Source organism: Variovorax sp. KBS0712, assembly GCF_006323185.2.
Classification (GTDB): domain Bacteria; phylum Pseudomonadota; class Gammaproteobacteria; order Burkholderiales; family Burkholderiaceae_C; genus Variovorax; species Variovorax boronicumulans.
The window spans coordinates 2798388-2815301 of record NZ_VCCD02000001.1 but is presented as its reverse complement, the minus strand read 5'-3'; the positions used below and the strand labels follow the sequence as shown (position 1 = coordinate 2815301).

The following is a 16914-nucleotide window of genomic DNA, read 5'->3' as shown; positions in this document are numbered from 1 at the left end:
CCTGCCATCAGGCTGCGGCATCGACGCGAAAGCCCAGCCGGCCCAGCGCCTCGCGCGCCGCGGCCGATTGCAGCAACGCAATGAAGGCTTGCACCGGCGCGCGCGCAAGCCGTGCCTGGGGCACCACGAAGTCGTAGCGTTCCTCCTGCACGGGAATGAAGCCCAGCCCGTACTGCCGCGCGACCGTGTCGATGGCCATGCCCCAGTCGGCGCGCTGCTGCGCCACGGCCACCGCCACCGCGTTGTGCGACTTGGTCTGCACGCCGTAGCCGGGCGGTTGCGCGCCGCCGAGCAGGCGGTCGATGAGGATGCGCGTGCCGCTGCCGGCGTTGCGGTTGACCATGGTGCAGCCGGGCTGCGCGGTCGCGGCGGCGATGGCCGCGGCGGCGTCCAGGCCCTCGAAGCGCGTGTCGCCGGGGCGATGGACCACGCCCTGCATGCGGCCGTAGCCCGTCACCAGTTCGAGGCCCGGCGTGAGCAGCGGCCGGTTGTAGACGCCCGTCGCCGGGTCCAGCAGGTGGATGCCGGCCACGTCGCATTCGCCGCGCTTGGCGGCCATCAGCCCGCCCGTGCTGCCCACGTTCATGGCCTTGATGCGGATGCCCTGGCGCATCAGCTCGCCGGCCAGCCAGTCCAGGCCCACGCAGTGGCTGCCGATGAAGATCAGGTCGGCGGCGTCAAGTCCCTGACCCAGCAGCTGCACCTGCACGGGGGCGCCGGCATCGACGATCTCGGTGTGCTGGCCGATGGTGATGAAGCCGTCGGCGCTGCTGAAGGTGGTGACCGAGCCCGAGCCCTTGCCCATCGGGTAGGCGGCCACGCCATCGTCGGTGGGCACCAGGCCCACCAGCAGGTACTCGGTGCGACCGCGCTCGGAGTTCACGCGCATCGGCAGCGTGGCCGCCACGTGCGCGTACCGCTGCGGCGGCCGGCCCGCGAAGGCGCGGATCACGGGCGCCAGGAATTCATGGAAGGTGAAGACCGCCGAGGTCGGAAAGCCCGGCAGGATCACGACCGGCTTGCCCCCCGTGACCGCCAGGCACACCGGCTTGCCGGGCTTGAGTGCCACGCCGTGTGCCACCACGCCCGGGTCGCCGAGGGCGGCGACCACGCGGTACGACAGGTCGCCTTCGCCCTTGGACGTGCCGCCCGAGAAGACCACGGCGTCGCATTCAAGCCCGCGTGCAAGCGCGGCCGACAGCAGCGCTTCGTCGTCGGGGATCACGCCCAGGCGCACGGGCTCGCCGCCCAGTTCCTCGACCGCGGCGCCGATGATGGCGGCGTTGGAGTCGTACACCGCGCCCGTGGGCAACGGCGCACCGGGCGCGACGATCTCGTTGCCGGTGGAGAAGATGGCCACGCGCGGCTTGCGCCACACGCCGACCTCGGCCAGGCCCAGCGCCGCGAGCACGCCGATCTCGCGCGAGCTCAGCACCTGGCCGGCGCGCAGCACGGTTTCGCCGCGTGCGATGTCGGTGCCGGCGTAGCTCACGTTCTCGCCGGCCGTGGCGGCGCGGCGCACCTGCACGTTGCCGCCGTCGAGGTCGGTGTGTTCCACCATCACCACCGCGTCGGCGCCGCGCGGCAGCATGCCGCCGGTGGCGATCGCCGTGGCGTGGCCGGGCGTCACTTCGCGCTGCGGCACGATGCCGGGTGCCAGCGTCTCGCCCACGAGGGCCAGCGCGCGGACCTGTTCTTCCATCGCGCCCCAGGTGTCGGCGGCCTGCACGGCAAAGCCGTCGACGTTGGAGCGGTCGAAGCCGGGCACGTCGATGGCGGCGACCGCGTCGTCGACAAGCACCCGGCCCAGCGCCGCGTGCAGGGGAACGGTCTCGCGGACCAGCGGCGCGAGGCGCAGGTGTTCGCGGAAGCGGCGCTCGGCCTCGTCCCGCGTGACGACATCGAGAAATTGCGATTGGGCTTTCACAGGCACTCGTACAGATGAACAGTGACGTCGGTCCCGGGCCCGAAGCCTTCGCTTTCGGCGGGGGCGATCACGAAGCCGTCGGCGCGCGTGGTCGAGCTCAGCACCGAGGCGCCCGAGAGCGCGAGCGGTTCCACGCCGTCGGCGCCGACCTTCACGCGCACGTAGTCGACGCGCCCCACCTGCGAGACGATCTTGCGCGCCACGGTGGCGCGCGTGCGCGGGTAGGGCCAGTCGGCGGGCCGGCCGCCGAGCAGGCGGATCGCGCGCCCGGCAAAGAAGTCGTAGGCGCACAGGCAGGAGACCGGGTTGCCCGGCAGCAGGAACACCAGCGTGTCGCCGATGCGCCCCATGCCCGCCGGGCTGGAAGGTCGCATCGCGATGCCGTGGATCGCCAGCTCGCCGAGTTCGGCCAGCAGGCGCGGCGCGTGGTCCTCGGCGCCCACGCTGGAGCCGCCGGAGATGAGCACCACGTCGGCGCCAGGTGCGGCCAGTGCCTGCGCGATGATTTGCGGGTCGTCGCCCAGGCGCTGGTGCGACTCGAGCAGGCCGCCGTCGCGCGCCACGAGGCCGCGCAAGGTCACGGAGTTGGCGTCGTAGATCTCGCTCGGGCCCTTGGGCGTGCCGGGCGCGCGCACCTCGTTGCCGGTGACGAGCAGCCGCACGCGCGGCCGGCGCACCACCTGCAACTGCGCCAGGCCCAGCGACGCCGCCAGCCCCGCGTCCTGCGGGCGCAGGCGGCGGCCCGCGGCCAGCGCGGTGCTGCCGCGCGCGATGTCCTCGCCGACGTGGCCCACGTGCTGGCCCGGCGCGACGGCGCGCGTGATGGCCAGGCGCCCGTCCTGCTCGCTCGCGTACTCGGCGGGCACCACGGCGTCCAGCCCGCGCGGCACCGGGGCGCCGGTCATGATGCGGATGGCGGCGCCTGCGGGCACCTCGCCTTCGAAGGGGCGGCCGGGCCAGGCGTGGCCCGCGATCGGAAATTCGAGCGGGTTGTATTCGCCGGCCCCCGTGGTCTCGCCGCCGCGCAGCGCATAGCCGTCCATGGCCGCGCGGTCGAACTCGGGCACCGCGATGGGCGCGATCACCTCCTGCAGCAGCACCCGCCCCGTGGCCTCGTCGACGGCCACGGATTCACCGGGCAGCAGGGGCGTGTGGGCGTCGATCCAGGCGAGGGCGGTGGGCACCTCGGCGCGCTGCGTGAAGCCGCGCATACGCACATCGGTCGAGGCAGTTCGTTCGGGTGTGGGCATCGGGGCCAGTATAGAAGTTGGAGGTCGCCGGCGTGGTCGGGCATGGCACCCGACAGCCATGCACAAGGCGACCGTGCCGGACCTTGCCGGCGGGCCATTTGCGGTCGTTTTTTCTTCAGCCGCGTCCGCGTACGCGCGGTGCGCCGCCGGCTTACTTCTTGGGTGCGGGATTCGTCTGCGCCGAGGTCTGGTTCGAACTCGGCGGCGACGCGGCCGTGGGGGCCGGGGAGTGGGCGCCCGATGCCTCGATGGGCTTGGTTTCAACCTTGGGGGCGGCGGCGTAAGGCCCCGGGTCCACGCAGGGCGGCGTGGCCACCGCGGCCGGTGCCGGCTTGCCGGCGGCCTGTGCGCTCGCGCGGTACTTGGCGGCGACCTGGTCCTGTGACTTGCACAGCAGGTAGCCGTCGGTCTTGGCGCTCCACGCGGTGCGGGCCGCGGCCTCGGCGGCCTTGGCCTGCGCTTCCGGCGTGGGCGGGGGGAGCTTGGCGACAGCGGAGGTCGCAGCGAGTGCGCACAGGAGAAGGGTCAGCGTGTGCTTCATGCGGAGGTTCCTTGCTGCGCCGTCGCCGGCCGTGCGGGCTCGGGTGCGCCGGCCGGTTGCGAGCGCTGCGCGGGGATCTTGCCGGCCTGGATGTCGTCGTACCAGAGCTTGTGGTGCTCGCGCGCCCAGGCCTCGTCGACATAGCCTTCGCGCATCGCCTTGTAGGCGCCGTCCATGCCGAGCGTGCCGATGTAGATGTGGCCCATGATCATCGCCATCATGAGCAGCGTGGCCACCGCGTGCACCATGTGCGCGACCTGCATCTCGCCGCGCGTGTAGACGAAGCCGGGCAGCAGCTTGTCCAGGAACAGGCCCGAGGCGATGACGATGCTGCCCAGGAACAGCACGCCGCCCCAGAACACCGCCTTCTCGCCGGCGTTGAAGCGGTGCGACGCGGGCTCCTTGCCGCCGAACAGGCCGCCGCCGTGCCGCAGCCAGGTGAAGTCGTCCTTGCTCGGCCAGTTGCTGCGGATGAAGGTGAAGATCATGAACAGCGTGGTCACCACGAACAGCGGCCCCACGAAGTTGTGCACGGTCTTGAGCACGTAGGCGAGCCAGCCGAACAGCGTGCTGCCCAGCACCGGCAGCAGGAAGAACTTGCCGAAGGCCATCACGATGCCCGAGATCGCGAGCGTGACGAAGGCCAGCGCGTTCGACCAGTGCGTGGCGCGCTCGAACGGCGTGAAGCGCTCGATCTTGCGGCCGGTTTCGGTGCCGTGCAGGCGGATCGGCCCGCGCGTGAAATAGAAGATGGCCAGCGCCAGCAGCGTGACGAAGAGCAGCGCTGCGCCGTACGGAATGATCCAGTCGTTGCGCACCTGCCGCCAGGCCTCGCCCGCGTTGGTGAAGCGCGAACCCGGGTACTGCACGAAGCGCTGGATCAGGTTGCCGGCCTCGGGCGCCTGGCTCACCGGCAGGCTGCTGTAGCCGGTGACGCCGCCGCTCACCTGGCGCCACATCGGCGCGTTGTTGCCGGGCTGGACCTTGTTGCGCTCGCCGTTGGTCTGGTTGAGGTAGTTGGGGTCGGCGCTGGCCTCGGGCTTGACGTCGAAGATGTTCTGGCTGCGGATGCCACCCTCGGCCTTCGGTGCTGCAGCCGTGGCTGCGGCAGGCGAAGCAGGGGCGGGCGCCGCGGTCACGGCGCCGCTCGCGGCCGGGGTGGCCTCCTGGGCCGGCGCCACCGCCGCCCAGCCCAGGAGCGCGGTCGCCAGCAGCGCGTGGAACGCGTGCCTGGTGCGAATGGTGACGCTCATGCGGCCTCCGGTTCAGTTTTCTCGGGTGTACTCGTTCTGGCCGTTGGAGCGCGTCTTGATCTGCTGCTCCCACGCCGTCTTGTCGCCCACCTTCCAGCCGGGCGCGGTGAAGGCGGTGCCGGTGTTGGCCTGCGTGCCCGTGCCGCTCCAGGGCACCGCGTCGTGCTTGACGCCCTCGGCGTTCGTCTGCGGCTGCTCGCTGCAGGCCGCCAGCAGCATCGCGCCCGAGGCGAGCGCGACGAGCATCACGACCGCGCGCTTCACTTGGTGCCTCCGGTGGGCGGCGTGCCGGCCTGTTGCGAGCCGTAGGCCGTGCCCCAGCCCCAGACCTCGGCGCCCGTGCCGCGGTGCACGACGCGGGTGCGGAAGATGTCGGCCACCACGTCGCCGTCGCCGGCCAGCAGGGCCTTGGTCGAGCACATCTCGGCGCAGGCCGGCAGCTTGCCTTCGGCCAGGCGGTTGCGGCCGTACTTCTCGAACTCGGCTTCGGAGCCGTTGGCTTCGGGGCCGCCGGCGCAGAAGGTGCACTTGTCCATCTTGCCGCGCGCACCGAAGGTGCCTTGCGACGGGAACTGCGGCGCGCCGAACGGGCAGGCGTACGAGCAGTAGCCGCAGCCGATGCACACGTCCTTGTCGTGCAGCACCACGCCTTCGTCGGTGCGGTAGAAGCATTGCACGGGGCACACCGCCATGCAGGGCGCGTCGGAGCAGTGCATGCAGGCCACCGAGATCGATTTCTCGCCCGGCAGGCCGTCATTGAGCGTGACCACGCGGCGGCGGTTCACGCCCCAGGGCACCTCGTTCTCGTTCTTGCAGGCCGTGACGCAGCCGTTGCACTCGATGCAGCGCTCGGAATCGCAGACGAACTTCATTCTTGCCATGGTGATTCCTTATGCTTTCTCGATGTTGCAGACCGTGGTCTTGGTCTCTTGCATCATGGTGACGCTGTCGTAGCCGTAGGTGGTGGCGGTGTTGATGGCCTCGCCGCGCACGATGGGCGCCGCGCCCTTCGGGTAATAGGCCAGCAGGTCTTCGCCCTGCCAGCGGCCCGAGAAGTGGAAGGGCATGAACACCGTGTCGGGCCCCACGCGCTCGGTCACCAGGGCCTGCACGTTGAGCTTGGCGCCCGTGGGCGTGTGGACCCAGGCGCGCTCGCCGTTGCGGATGTTCTTCTCGGCCGCGACCTTCGGGTTGATCTCGATGAACATCTCCTGCTGCAGCTCGGCCAGCCAGGGGTTGGAGCGGGTTTCCTCGCCGCCGCCCTCGTACTCCACGAGCCGGCCCGAGGTCATGATGTAGGGGAACTTCTCGGCGATCTTGTCGGCGATGTTTTTCTGCTGCACCGTCTTGTAGAGCGTGGGCAGGCGCCAGAAGGCCATCTTGTCGTCGTGCGTCGGGTACTTGGCGACCAGGTCGGGGCGCGTGCCGTAGAGCGGCTCGCGGTGCTGCGGGATCGCGTCGGGAAAGTTCCACACCACCGCGCGCGCCTTGGCGTTGCCGAAGGGGTGGCAGCCGTGGTTCTTCATGAACACGCGGATCATGCCGCCCGAGCTGTCGGTCTTCCAGTTCTTGCCTTCGGCCTTGGGCTTCTCGGCCTCGGTGAGTTCGTCCCACCAGCCGAGCTTCTTGAGCAGCAGGTGGTCGAGCTCGGGGTAGCCGGTGGTGATGTCGGCGCCCAGCGAATGGGAGCCGTCCTCGGCCAGCAGGTTCTTGCCGTTGCGCTCCACGCCGAAGTTCGCGCGGAAGTTGCCGCCGCCGTCCATCACGTGCTTGGACGGGTCGTACAGGTTCGGCGAGCCGGGGTGCTTCAGCTCGGGCGTGCCGTAGCAGGGCCAGGGCAGGCCGTAGTAGTCGCCCGAGATGTCGTAGCCGTTGACCTTGTCCTTGACCGAGCCCTTGGCCCGCAGCGTGCGCACGTCGAAGGCGGCCATGTTGCGCATGTGCGCCTGCAGCCGCTCGGGGCTCTGGCCCGAATAGCCGACGGCCCAGCAGCACTTGTTGATCTCGCGCAGGATGTCGTCGGGCACGGGCTCGTCCATGCCCTTGACCTTCTGCATCTTGTAGTTCTTGCTGAGCTCCTTGCCGAAGCCCAGGCGGTCGGCGAACTGCTGCATGATCATGTGGTCGGTGCGGCTTTCCCACAGCGGCTCGATGACCTTCTCGCGCCACTGGATCGAGCGGTTCGACGCCGTCACCGAGCCGCTGGTCTCGAACTGCGTGCACGCGGGCAGCAGGTACACCGCGCGGTTCGCGTTGGCGTCCTCGGGCCGGCCCGGCATCGCGGCCATGGCGGCCGTGGCCGAGGGGTACGGGTCGACCACGACCAGCAGGTCCAGCTTGTCCATGGCCCGCTTCATCTCGAGGCCGCGCGTCTGCGAGTTGGGCGCATGGCCCCAGTAGAAGACGCCGCGCAGGTTCGAGTCCTGGTCGATGAGCTCGTTCTTCTCGAGCACGCCGTCGATCCAGCGCGACACCGTGATGCCGGGCTTGCTCATCATCGCGGGCGAGGCGAAGCGGCCCTTGATCCATTCGAAGTCCACGCCCCAGGTGGCGGCGAAGTGCTTCCATGAGCCTTCGACCAGGCCGTAGTAGCCCGGCAGCGAATCGGGGTTGGGGCCGACGTCGGTCGCGCCCTGCACGTTGTCGTGGCCGCGGAAGATGTTGGTGCCGCCGCCCGAGGTGCCCACGTTGCCCAGCGCCAGCTGCAGGATGCACGAGGCCCGCACGATGGCGTTGCCGATGCTGTGCTGCGTCTGGCCCATGCACCACACCACGGTGCCGGGGCGGTGCTCGTGCAGCATGGTCGCGACCTTCAGCACCTGCGCCTCGCTCACGCCGCAGGCTTCCTCGACCTTGTCGGGCGTCCACTTGCTCATGACTTCCGCGCGCACTTCTTCCATGCCGTAGACGCGGTCGTTGAGGTAGCGCTTGTCTTCCCAGCCGTTCTTGAAGATGTGGTGCAGGATGCCGAACAGGAACGCGATGTCCGAGCCCGAGCGGATGCGCACGTACTCGTGGGCCTTGGCCGCCGTGCGCGTGAAGCGCGGGTCGACCACGATCATCTTGCAGCCGTTTTCCTTGGCATGCAGCATGTGCAGCATGCTCACGGGGTGCGCCTCGGCCGCGTTCGAGCCGATGTACATCGCGATCTTCGCGTTGCGCATGTCGTTGTACGAATTGGTCATGGCGCCGTAGCCCCATGTGTTCGCCACGCCCGCGACCGTGGTCGAGTGGCAGATGCGCGCCTGGTGGTCGCAGTTGTTGCTGCCGAAGAAGCTCACGAACTTGCGCAGCAGGTAGGCCTGTTCGTTGCTGTGCTTGCTCGAGCCGATCCAGTAGATGGCGTCGGGGCCGCTGGCCTTGGTAAGTTCCTTCAGCTTGGCGGTGATCTCGTCGAGCGCGGTGTCCCAGCTGATGCGCTCGTACTTGCCGTTCACGAGCTTCATCGGGTAGCGCAGGCGGTACTCGCCGTGGCCGTGCTCGCGCAGCGCCGCGCCCTTGGCGCAGTGCGCGCCCAGGTTGATGGGCGAGTCGAACACCGGTTCCTGGCGCACCCACACGCCGTTCTCGACCACTGCGTCGGACGCGCAGCCGACCGAGCAGTGCGAGCACACGGTGCGCTTCACTTCGATCTTGCCGGCGCCGATGGCCGTGGGCCGGCCGTCGGCGGCCTTGGCCTTCTGGATCAGCGTGAGCTGGCTGGCCGCCAGGCCCACGCCGACGCCGAGGCCGGAGCGCCGCAGGAAGGCGCGCCGGTCCATGGTCGGCAAGGCGTTCGCGAGGCCGCGCCGCAGACCGTGAACGAAGGGCGACGCGTCGGAGGCCCGCGGGCTCGCGGTGCCTGGGGATTTTCTGGTCAGAAGCACGGGGTCTCCTCAGGCTGACGTGGTGGCGTAGTAACGCTTGACGTGTTCGCTCAGGGAATAGCCGCCGCCGTTTTCGGGTGGGGGCGGCAAAGAGGGGGCGACGGCGGCGACGGGTGTCTCGGCCATGTTTGGCAGCGACGTGACGGCCACCGCAGCGGCGCCGGCGGTGGCGGCACCGATGAAGAATCCGCGGCGGGAGGCCGGCTTGATGCCGGTGTTTTGGCTGTCCTGCATATTGACTCCAGGAGTGGCTGGGCGCGACGAGAGAGGGGAAACCCGGTCGGCCTTGTGGATACTAGACCAGCAACAAGGTGTGAGCAACCTGAATACCCCTCGCATTCGTTCGCCTCAGAAGGTGTGAATGAATCCGGCGTGGCCGAGGGGGCGCGCCTGGGCGGGATGAGCGGACATGGCGGGTTCGTTCACACCTTCTCAGTCCAGCATGTCGAAGGCCTGCGCCTCGACGTCGCCGAACGCGCGCGTGAAGGCGGCGAGCGCCGCGTAGAACCGCGCCTTCGGATGCTGCAACACAGCATCGCACAGGGCGGGCAGCCACGGCTGGATGTGTCTGGAGAACATCGCCTGCTGCTGCGTGAGGTTGGCCACCGCCACGTCCTCGCCGGCGATCAGGTAGCGCATGACCTCGAACAGGCAGGCGATGTGGTCCTCGGTCTCGTAGGTGGTCTCGGTGCGCGCCAGGCCCAGCTTGTCGAGGTCGTGGCGCAGCTGCACGAGCGGCTTGTCGTTGAGGAAGCCGCTCAGGTAGTGCGAGCCGAAGAGAAAGACCTCGGGCTTGCCGATGCCGCCGAAGAGCGCGTCGTATTCCTCGTGCGCGGCGGCGGCGTCGGTGTCGCGCGCGATGCCGACCAGCTGGCGCCACGGCTCCTCCAGGAAGGCGCCCGCGGCCGGCGCTTCGGTGGGCGCGACCTGGAAGGCTGCCAGCAACTCGGCATCGGGCGCGGCGTACCACAGGCGCGCGAGCAGGCCGTAGAGCTCGGCCCGGGCCACCTCCTCGTCGAGCGCGGAAGTGGCGGGAAAGGTCTGGCTCATAGCGGGGCGATCTTCACTTCGTTGGTGGCGCTGTACAGGTCGATGACGCGGCAGTCGCTGCACATCTTGAGGCGCTCCAGCGCCTCGCCCTGGAACATGGCGTGCCCGGCCAGCTTGCCGAGCATGGCCTCGATGGCTTTTTGCGTGCCGAAGGGCTTGCTGCAGCGGATGCAGGCCCAGGGCTTGGCCTCGTTCAGCAGCACCTGCTGCTTGCGCTCGGGCGCGGCCAGCAGGCGCGGCACGAGCGAGACGGCGTCCTCGGGGCAGGTGGTTTCGCACAGGCCGCACTGCACGCAGTTCTTCTCGATGAAGCGCAGCTGCGGCGCGCTCTGGCTGTCCAGCAGCGCGCCCGACGGGCAGGCGCTGACGCAGGCCAGGCACAGCGTGCACTTGTCCTTGTCGACCGCGACGGCGCCCAGCGGCGATCCCGCCGGCAGCGCGAACGCCAGCGGGGTCTCGGCGGGTGACTGCAGGGCAGGGGCCGCGCCCATCAGGTGGTCCAGCGCCATCTCGAGCCGGTCGCGCTTGTCGGCGCCGACGGCGAAGCGGGCGGCCGTGGCCGGCACGCGCTGCGTGGTCGTGCGCAGGCCGGCCAGCGCGGCGTCCAGCGCGGCGGGCGAGTCGGCCTCGATCACGTGGAAGTGCGTGCCGGTGTAGCCCAGGCCGAGCAGCAGCGCCTGCGCGACGTCCCTCTGTTGCTTGAGCGCCGCGAGGTACTGCGGCGCCTCTTCGCCGGTGCACAGCACCGCGACCTGCGAGGCGCCGAAGGCGACGGCGCTCAGCCACAGGTCGATGCCGGTGCTGGCCGCATGAAAGAGGTCGACCGGTATCACGCGCGCCGGCACGCCCTGTGCCTTGCCCAGTTGCGCCTGCCGGCCGAGCTGTTCGAGCAGCGCCTGGCCGCCTTCCTGGCTGTGCAGCAGCAGCGCGGCATCGCGCCCGCCCGCCGCGGCATAGGTGGAGAGCAGCTTGCGCAGCTTCAGGCCCTGGTCGGGCGCGCGCGGGTAGGTGTAGCCCAGCGCGCCCGTCGGGCACACCGTGGTGCAGGCGCCGCAGCCGACGCACAGGTTCGGGTTGACCACGATGCGCTGGCGCTGCGGATCGCTGCTCACGGCATGGGCCGAGCACACCTCGACGCAGGCGTTGCAGCCGACCACCTCGTTGCGGCTGTGCGCGCACAGCTTCTGCTTGTAGTCGAAGAACTTGGGCTTCTCGAATTCACCCACCAGCTCGCGCAGGCGCAGCAGCGTCTGCAGGCCCTCGGCCTGCGCGACGCCGCCGGGCAGGTGGAAGTAGCCCTGCGGCGGCGCGTGCCAGTCGATCTGCGGCGCGACGCCGAGGTCGAGCACGAGGTCGAAGGCCGCGTCGAGCGCCTGCGGCTCGCGGCTGAAATTGATGGCACCGGCCACGCTGCAGGCGCGCTCGCAGTCGCGGTGCGAGGTGCAGCGCGCGTTGTCGATCTGGTAGTCCAGCCCGATGGCCTGCTCGGGGCAGGCGACCACGCAGGCGTTGCAGCGGGTGCACAGGTCGAGGTCGATCGCGTTGTCGCGCGTCCAGCGCAGCGTGAAGGCGCCGAGCCAGCCGGTGAGCGAATCGATGCGCCCGGCGATCACCGGCCAGCGGCGCGCCTGGGCGCCACCGTCTGCACCGGGGCCCTGCGCGAGCAGGGTGACGTCGAGCGTGTCGCCGACCAGCGCCGCGGCGCGTTCGGCCGCGTCGAGCGGGCCGATGATCAGCAGCCGGCCCTGGCTGGTGTAGCTCACGGTCGAGACGGGGTCGGGCTCGGGCAGGCTGGCGGCGGCCAGCAGCGCCGCGATCTTCGGCATCGCGCTTTTCGCGTCGCGGCTCCAGCCGCCCGTCTCGCGGATGTTGATGAAGCGGATCGGCGAGGTGGCGTTGGGTGTCTGCGTGGCGAGCTCGCCGAACAGCCGTTTTTCCTGGGTGCAGGCGACCACGACGTCGTCGCCGGACTGGATGGCGCGCTGGAAGGAGGTCGCCTCGCGGCGGCACAGCGACGAATGCAGCGGGAGGGTTTCAGCCAGTGCCGCGCCGAGCGTCTTCGGCTCGAGCGGCATCGTCTGGTTGCAGTCGCAAATCAGCGTGGTGGTCATCGGTTTCTTGGCTGGCGGGTTGCATCGCGGCAACCGGCGGGCTGGGAAGCGTTTCGGAACCCTGGGACTGTGCCACGTCCGCCGTCTCGGCGTCGTCGGGGGTTTCCGGGGGAATGTCTTCGGGGGCTTCGTCGAAGAGCTTGAGGAACTTGGCGCTGGCCATCTGGCGCAGCACGCTCTCGGGCACGGGGGTGGACTGGGAGTAGTCGTCGACGTAGGTGTCCAGGCCGTCCATCACATTGAAATGCGGATCGGCAAAGAGCTTGCGGAAGGCCGCGTTCTTGACCTCGGGCGCGACCTCCTTCGTGAGGAAAGGCTTGAAGTCGGACCCGATGTCGAGCGCATCCACGTCCGCGAGCGTCAGCGGCGGCGCGGTGTCCTGCTCGCCGTCGGCGACGGGGGGCTCGGCGAGCGCGGCGGGGGCTGGCACCGGCGCCGGCGCCGCAACGGGTTCCACGGCCGGCAGGGTCTTTTCTTCCACGGCGGCCTCGGCCGCGCGCACCTCCTGCTTGCGGCGCGACCAGCGTCCCAGGAAACCCTCAGACATCGCCCGCACCCCGTCCGCGCTTTTTCTCGGTCGTCACGCTCGCGGCGTTGCCAAAGCGGTCGACCAGCGAGCGGAAGCTCTCGGGCCGGCGGCGGCGCTTGGGCTCGACCACGTAATGTTCGTCGACGAAGGCGCGCACCCAGTCGACCACCTCCGCGGGCGCCGGCACCTGTTCCACGGTTTCCTGCGCATCGAGCCAGCGGCCGGCCTCGTAGTAGCTGAGCGTGACCACCACCGGGCGCGGGATGGGCAGCGGCGCGAGCGTGGGCTCTTCGTCCATGCGCCACAGCACGAACCAGCACGGCGTCGGCGTGATCGCGTTGAGGTGGTAGCCCTCGGCCTCGTCGCGGTACAGCTCGACCTGGAAGCCGGGGTGCAGCCAGTGCTGCTCGCCGTCGTCGTCGCGCAGGAGGCGCGGCTCGGTGCCGAAGCCGGGCTCGTCGGGCAGCACGCTGTCGAGCGTCCAGCGCCAGGGCTGCCAGTGGCTCGAGGGGCCGTGCAGGCGTTCGCGGCGCATGACCACCGCGACGTCGAGCGTCGGGCGGCCTGTGAGCGCGGTCGCGGGAGTGTCCGAAGAAGGCATGAACGAACCATAGCCGATGGCGCGCCCGTTCGCGAGCAGTACCCCTTCGAGCTCCGCTCGCAGCGGTGGCGTAGGATTCCGCATGGCCCCACGTGAAGACGACGCAGAAGACGAGACACCGCTGGCTTTCGAGGCGGTCCCGCTGCCCCGGCGCGCCGGCGCGCCGCGCCTGAACCCGGCGCGCGGCCCGCTGCTGCGCCGCATCGAGATCGTCGACCAGCACGGCGAACGCCGCGACATCGACATCCCGGCGGAGCGGCCGTTGACCGTCTTCGTCGACAAGCGCGAACTCGTGACGCTGATGACCCTGGGCGCCGCGCCCGAGCTGCTGGTGCTGGGCTACCTGCTCAACCAGGACCTGGTGCGGCGCGCCGACGAGGTCGAGAGCATCGACGTCGACTGGAGCGTGGAGGCGGCCGCCGTGAAGACCCACCGCGGCATCGCGAACCTCGCCGAGAAAACCGCGCACCGGGTCGTGACCACGGGCTGCGGACAAGGCACTGTCTTCGGCGACGCCATGGCGCAGATCGGCGCCGTGCGGCTGCCGGCGGCACAGTCGGCGCGCATCGCGCAAGGCACGCTGGCGCGCATCCTCGAGCAGATGAAATCGCGCAACAGCGTGCACCGGCACGCCGGGTCGGTGCACGGATGCGCGCTGTTCCGTGGCACCGAGATGCTGGTGTTCGCGGAAGACGTCGGCCGGCACAACGCCATCGACACCATCGCCGGATGGATGGCGGTGCATGGCGTCGACGGCGGCGACAAGGTCTTCTACACCACGGGCCGCCTGACGAGCGAGATGGTGATGAAGTCGGCCCACATGGGCGTGCCGATCGTCGTCTCGCGCAACGGCGTCACCGCGATGGGGCACGAGCTGGCCACCCAGCTCGGCATGACCTTGTTCGGCCGCGCGGCCAACCGCCACTTCCTGTGCTACTGCGGGTTCGAGCGCTTCGACGCCGAGCCGCTGGCGCAGGCGCTCGTCGCCGATTGAGGGCCTGCGCGCCTTACCCGCGCGCCACGTCGATCACCGCCTTCGCGAACGCCTCGGGCGCCTCCTGCGGCAGGTTGTGGCCGATGCCGCCGCTGACCAGCCGGTGCTCGTAGCGGCCCGAGAACTTCCTCGCATATGCGCCGGGTTCCGGATGCGGTGCGCCGTTGGCGTCGCCTTCGAGCGTGATGGTCGGCACGCCGATCACCGGCGCCTGGGCGAGCCGGTTCTCCAGCGCCTGGTACTTCGCCTCGCCCTCGGCCAGGCCGAGGCGCCAGCGGTAGTTGTGCACCGTGATCGCCACGTGGTCGGGGTTCTCGAAGGCGACGGCGCTGCGTTCGAAGGTGGCGGCATCGAAGTTCCACTTCGGCGAGGCGAGCTGCCAGATGAGCCTGGCGAAGTCGTGGCGGTTCTTCTCGTAGCCCGCGCGGCCGCGCTCGGTCGCGAAGTAGTACTGGTACCACCACTGCAGCTCGGCCTGCGGCGGCAGCGGCGCCTTGCCGGCCTCCTGGCTGCCGATGAGGTAGCCGCTGACCGACACCAGCGCCTTCACGCGCTCGGGCCACAGCGCGGCCATGATGCACGCGGTGCGCGCGCCCCAGTCGCAGCCGGCCACGGTGGCGACGGGGATCTTCAGCGCGTCCATCAGCGCAATGATGTCGACGGCCACCGCCGACTGCTGCCCGTTGCGCGGCGTGTCGGCCGACAGGAAGCGGGTGGTGCCGTAGCCGCGCAGGTACGGCGCGATCACGCGAAAGCCCGCGGCGGCCAGCTGCGGTGCGACGTCGACGAACATGTGGATGTCGTAGGGCCAGCCGTGCAGAAGGATCACCGGCGCGCCGTCGGCCGGGCCGGCTTCGTAGTAGCCGATGCGCAGGCTGCCGGCGTCGATGTTCTTGAGGGGTTCGAGGCGACGGGTGCTGCCTGTGGCGGCGGATTGGGCGAAGGCAGGAACGATCGACGTCAGCTGCGTGGCGGCGAGGCCGAGCGCGGCCTTGCCGAGGAAGGTGCGGCGTGGCAGCGAGGGGGAGGCGGTCATGGAAATCTCCTGGGATTCGAAGGGGGACGGCGCGATTGTTCGGGGCGAAACCCACCTGCAGATCGGCTTGTGTATGCCTCTGTATCCGCGCCGGCTCCGGCCACACTAAATTTCAATCGCAGGCGTGCGAAGCTGCCTCAACGAAACGTGGTGTGTCGATGTCGGGCCGGGATACACAGGCATACGCAATGCCCGTTGCGTGGTGAGAAGGCGGCCAACAATCCGCTCGTCATCCACTCATCGCCCGAAGGAAATCCCCATGACGCGCCCTCGCGGATTCAAGAAGCTCTGGTTCGCGCTGCTGTTCTTCGCGGGCGGCCTGGCGCACGAGGTGCGCCACCCGACCCAGTGCCAGAGCGTGGCGTCGGTCAGTCTTTCGCTTCGACCGCCGAAGCGAGCACGTAGCCTTCGCTGCGCACGGTCTTGATGTAGCGCGGCTCGCGCGCATCGTCGCGCAGGCGCTGGCGCAGCCGGCTCACGAGCAGGTCGATGGAGCGCTCGAAAAGCTCGGCCTCGCGGCCCTGCGTCAGGCTCAGCAGCTGGTCGCGGCTGAGCACCTTCTGCGGGTGGTCCAGGAACACGCGCAGCAGCCGATACTCGGCGCCGCTGAGCGCCACCATCACGCCGGCCTCGTCGATCAGGTGGCGCGCCACCGTGTCGACCTGCCATTCGCCGAACCCCAGCTTCTGCGAGGGTTCGACGGTGCCCATGTTGGGCGGCAGCATGCGCGTGCGCCGCATCACGGCGCGGATGCGCGCCAGCAGCTCGCGCGCGGAAAAGGGCTTGGCCAGGTAGTCGTCGGCGCCCATCTCCAGGCCCAGGATGCGGTCGGCTTCCTCGCTGCGCGCGGTCAGCATGAGGATGGGCGTGGCCTTGTACTTGCCGGTGCGCAGGTCGCGGCACAGCGTGAGCCCGTCTTCGCCGGGCAGCATCAGGTCCAGGATGATGAGGTCGAAGGGCCCCGACGCCTCGAGCGCGGCGCGCATGTGGCGCCCCGTGGGCACCGCGACCACGCGCAGGCCGTTCTTCACCAGGTAGGTGGTGAGCAGTTCGCGGATGTCCCGGTCGTCGTCGACGATGAGGATGTGGTCGGAGGTCTTGGGCGTCATGGCAAGGGAGGCATTGGCGGCACGGCGCCGCAGCCGCAATGTAGCGTTCCGGCGGCGCGCGAGCCACGGTCGTGGAAACGTAGTGTGTGGATGTGCGGGCCAGATACACAGGCATACAGAAGGCGATCCGGCAGGCGGCGGGCGGCCCAACAATCCGTGCGTTTTCCAACCACCCTGCATCCAAGGAACCTTCATGACCCGCATCGACAAAGTCCTCTACACCGGCAAGACCCGCACCTCCTCGGGAGGCCGCGACGGCGAGGCGCGCAGCTCCGATGGCCGCCTGGACATCAAGCTTTCGTCGCCCGGCAGCGCCGGCGCCGGCACCAACCCCGAGCAGCTGTTCGCGGCCGGCTGGTCGGCCTGCTTCATCGGCGCGATGGGCAAGGCGGCCGGCAAGATGAAGGTCGCGCTGCCGCCCGACCTGGCCGTCGATGCCGAGGTCGACCTGGGCACCGCCGGCGGCGAATACTTCCTGCAGGCGCGCCTGAACGTGAGCCTGCCGGGCCTGGACCGCGAGGTGGCGCAGGCCCTCACCGAGGCCGCGCACCAGACCTGTCCCTATTCCAAGGCGACCCGAGGCAACATCGACGTTGCCATCCACCTGGTGTGAGCCCGCTGCGCCGATGACGCATCGCCACGCCGCC

At 70.0% G+C, this 16914-nt stretch carries 16 protein-coding genes; 2 read left to right on the top strand and 14 right to left on the bottom strand.

Annotated features, from left to right (window positions below; all coding sequences use genetic code 11):
- Positions 1 to 7: 7 nt before the first annotated feature.
- From FFI97_RS13060 to FFI97_RS13005, 12 genes are all read right to left on the bottom strand, one after another.
- Positions 8 to 1927, bottom strand: coding sequence for a molybdopterin biosynthesis protein (locus FFI97_RS13060; protein ID WP_139703616.1), 1920 nt, complete (start codon positions 1925 to 1927; stop codon positions 8 to 10).
- Positions 1924 to 3177 (bottom strand): gephyrin-like molybdotransferase Glp, encoded by a 1254-nt coding sequence (gene glp, locus FFI97_RS13055; protein WP_139703618.1) that lies wholly within the window; start codon positions 3175 to 3177, stop codon positions 1924 to 1926. The genes FFI97_RS13060 and glp overlap by 4 nt, the downstream gene beginning before the upstream one ends.
- 151 nt (positions 3178 to 3328) lie before the next feature.
- A complete protein-coding gene (locus tag FFI97_RS13050; RefSeq protein ID WP_095744480.1) occupies positions 3329 to 3718 on the bottom strand; it encodes a hypothetical protein in 390 nt (129 codons plus the stop codon).
- Positions 3715 to 4971 carry a formate dehydrogenase subunit gamma gene (locus FFI97_RS13045; RefSeq protein WP_139703620.1) on the bottom strand — a complete coding sequence of 419 codons (1257 nt, stop codon included), beginning with the start codon at positions 4969 to 4971 and terminating at the stop codon, positions 3715 to 3717. The genes FFI97_RS13050 and FFI97_RS13045 overlap by 4 nt, the downstream gene beginning before the upstream one ends.
- Before the next feature lie 12 nt (positions 4972 to 4983).
- Positions 4984 to 5235, bottom strand: a complete 252-nt coding sequence (locus FFI97_RS13040) for a hypothetical protein (protein WP_260684989.1) — start codon at positions 5233 to 5235, stop codon at positions 4984 to 4986.
- Positions 5232 to 5852, bottom strand: coding sequence for a formate dehydrogenase FDH3 subunit beta (gene fdh3B / locus FFI97_RS13035; RefSeq protein ID WP_062470938.1), 621 nt, complete (start codon positions 5850 to 5852; stop codon positions 5232 to 5234). Before fdh3B ends, FFI97_RS13040 begins: the two co-directional genes overlap by 4 nt.
- A gap of 9 nt (positions 5853 to 5861) precedes the next feature.
- A complete protein-coding gene (locus tag FFI97_RS13030; RefSeq protein WP_139703622.1) occupies positions 5862 to 8837 on the bottom strand; it encodes a formate dehydrogenase subunit alpha in 2976 nt (991 codons plus the stop codon).
- A gap of 9 nt (positions 8838 to 8846) precedes the next feature.
- Positions 8847 to 9071 (bottom strand): formate dehydrogenase, encoded by a 225-nt coding sequence (locus FFI97_RS13025; protein ID WP_070059792.1) that lies wholly within the window; start codon positions 9069 to 9071, stop codon positions 8847 to 8849.
- Between the two features lie 198 nt (positions 9072 to 9269).
- Positions 9270 to 9887, bottom strand: coding sequence for a molecular chaperone (locus FFI97_RS13020; protein WP_062470946.1), 618 nt, complete (start codon positions 9885 to 9887; stop codon positions 9270 to 9272).
- Complete coding sequence (locus tag FFI97_RS13015; RefSeq protein WP_139703672.1) at positions 9884 to 11962, bottom strand: 4Fe-4S dicluster domain-containing protein; 2079 nt, start codon at positions 11960 to 11962, stop codon at positions 9884 to 9886. The genes FFI97_RS13020 and FFI97_RS13015 overlap by 4 nt, the downstream gene beginning before the upstream one ends.
- Positions 11922 to 12545, bottom strand: a complete 624-nt coding sequence (locus FFI97_RS13010; protein WP_139703624.1) for a DUF3306 domain-containing protein — start codon at positions 12543 to 12545, stop codon at positions 11922 to 11924. Before FFI97_RS13010 ends, FFI97_RS13015 begins: the two co-directional genes overlap by 41 nt.
- Positions 12538 to 13128, bottom strand: a complete 591-nt coding sequence (locus FFI97_RS13005) for a DUF3305 domain-containing protein (protein WP_139703627.1) — start codon at positions 13126 to 13128, stop codon at positions 12538 to 12540. Before FFI97_RS13005 ends, FFI97_RS13010 begins: the two co-directional genes overlap by 8 nt.
- 82 nt (positions 13129 to 13210) lie before the next feature.
- Here FFI97_RS13005 and FFI97_RS13000 point away from each other — a divergent pair, with 82 nt between their 5' ends.
- Positions 13211 to 14122, top strand: coding sequence for a formate dehydrogenase accessory sulfurtransferase FdhD (locus tag FFI97_RS13000; RefSeq protein WP_139703628.1), 912 nt, complete (start codon positions 13211 to 13213; stop codon positions 14120 to 14122).
- Positions 14123 to 14135: 13 nt separating this feature from the next.
- Here FFI97_RS13000 and FFI97_RS12995 read toward each other — a convergent pair whose 3' ends face one another.
- Complete coding sequence (locus FFI97_RS12995) at positions 14136 to 15158, bottom strand: alpha/beta fold hydrolase (protein WP_139703630.1); 1023 nt, start codon at positions 15156 to 15158, stop codon at positions 14136 to 14138.
- 368 nt (positions 15159 to 15526) lie between these two features.
- Positions 15527 to 16267 carry a response regulator gene (locus FFI97_RS12990; RefSeq protein WP_139703633.1) on the bottom strand — a complete coding sequence of 247 codons (741 nt, stop codon included), beginning with the start codon at positions 16265 to 16267 and terminating at the stop codon, positions 15527 to 15529.
- Between the two features lie 193 nt (positions 16268 to 16460).
- On the opposite strand from FFI97_RS12990, the gene FFI97_RS12985 reads away from it, so the two are divergent.
- Positions 16461 to 16880 carry an organic hydroperoxide resistance protein gene (locus tag FFI97_RS12985; protein ID WP_095744488.1) on the top strand — a complete coding sequence of 140 codons (420 nt, stop codon included), beginning with the start codon at positions 16461 to 16463 and terminating at the stop codon, positions 16878 to 16880.
- Positions 16881 to 16914: the final 34 nt, after the last annotated feature.

Coding starts and splice junctions, on each gene's coding strand:
- glp (WP_139703618.1), bottom strand. CDS start 3,177: ATGCCCACACCCGAACGAACTGCCTCGACCGATGTGCGTATGCGCGGC.
- FFI97_RS13050 (WP_095744480.1), bottom strand. CDS start 3,718: ATGAAGCACACGCTGACCCTTCTCCTGTGCGCACTCGCTGCGACCTCC.
- FFI97_RS13045 (WP_139703620.1), bottom strand. CDS start 4,971: ATGAGCGTCACCATTCGCACCAGGCACGCGTTCCACGCGCTGCTGGCG.
- fdh3B (WP_062470938.1), bottom strand. CDS start 5,852: ATGGCAAGAATGAAGTTCGTCTGCGATTCCGAGCGCTGCATCGAGTGC.
- FFI97_RS13025 (WP_070059792.1), bottom strand. CDS start 9,071: ATGCAGGACAGCCAAAACACCGGCATCAAGCCGGCCTCCCGCCGCGGA.
- FFI97_RS13020 (WP_062470946.1), bottom strand. CDS start 9,887: ATGAGCCAGACCTTTCCCGCCACTTCCGCGCTCGACGAGGAGGTGGCC.
- FFI97_RS13015 (WP_139703672.1), bottom strand. CDS start 11,962: ATGCCGCTCGAGCCGAAGACGCTCGGCGCGGCACTGGCTGAAACCCTC.
- FFI97_RS13010 (WP_139703624.1), bottom strand. CDS start 12,545: ATGTCTGAGGGTTTCCTGGGACGCTGGTCGCGCCGCAAGCAGGAGGTG.
- FFI97_RS13005 (WP_139703627.1), bottom strand. CDS start 13,128: ATGCCTTCTTCGGACACTCCCGCGACCGCGCTCACAGGCCGCCCGACG.
- FFI97_RS13000 (WP_139703628.1), top strand. CDS start 13,211: ATGGCCCCACGTGAAGACGACGCAGAAGACGAGACACCGCTGGCTTTC.
- FFI97_RS12995 (WP_139703630.1), bottom strand. CDS start 15,158: ATGACCGCCTCCCCCTCGCTGCCACGCCGCACCTTCCTCGGCAAGGCC.
- FFI97_RS12990 (WP_139703633.1), bottom strand. CDS start 16,267: ATGACGCCCAAGACCTCCGACCACATCCTCATCGTCGACGACGACCGG.
- FFI97_RS12985 (WP_095744488.1), top strand. CDS start 16,461: ATGACCCGCATCGACAAAGTCCTCTACACCGGCAAGACCCGCACCTCC.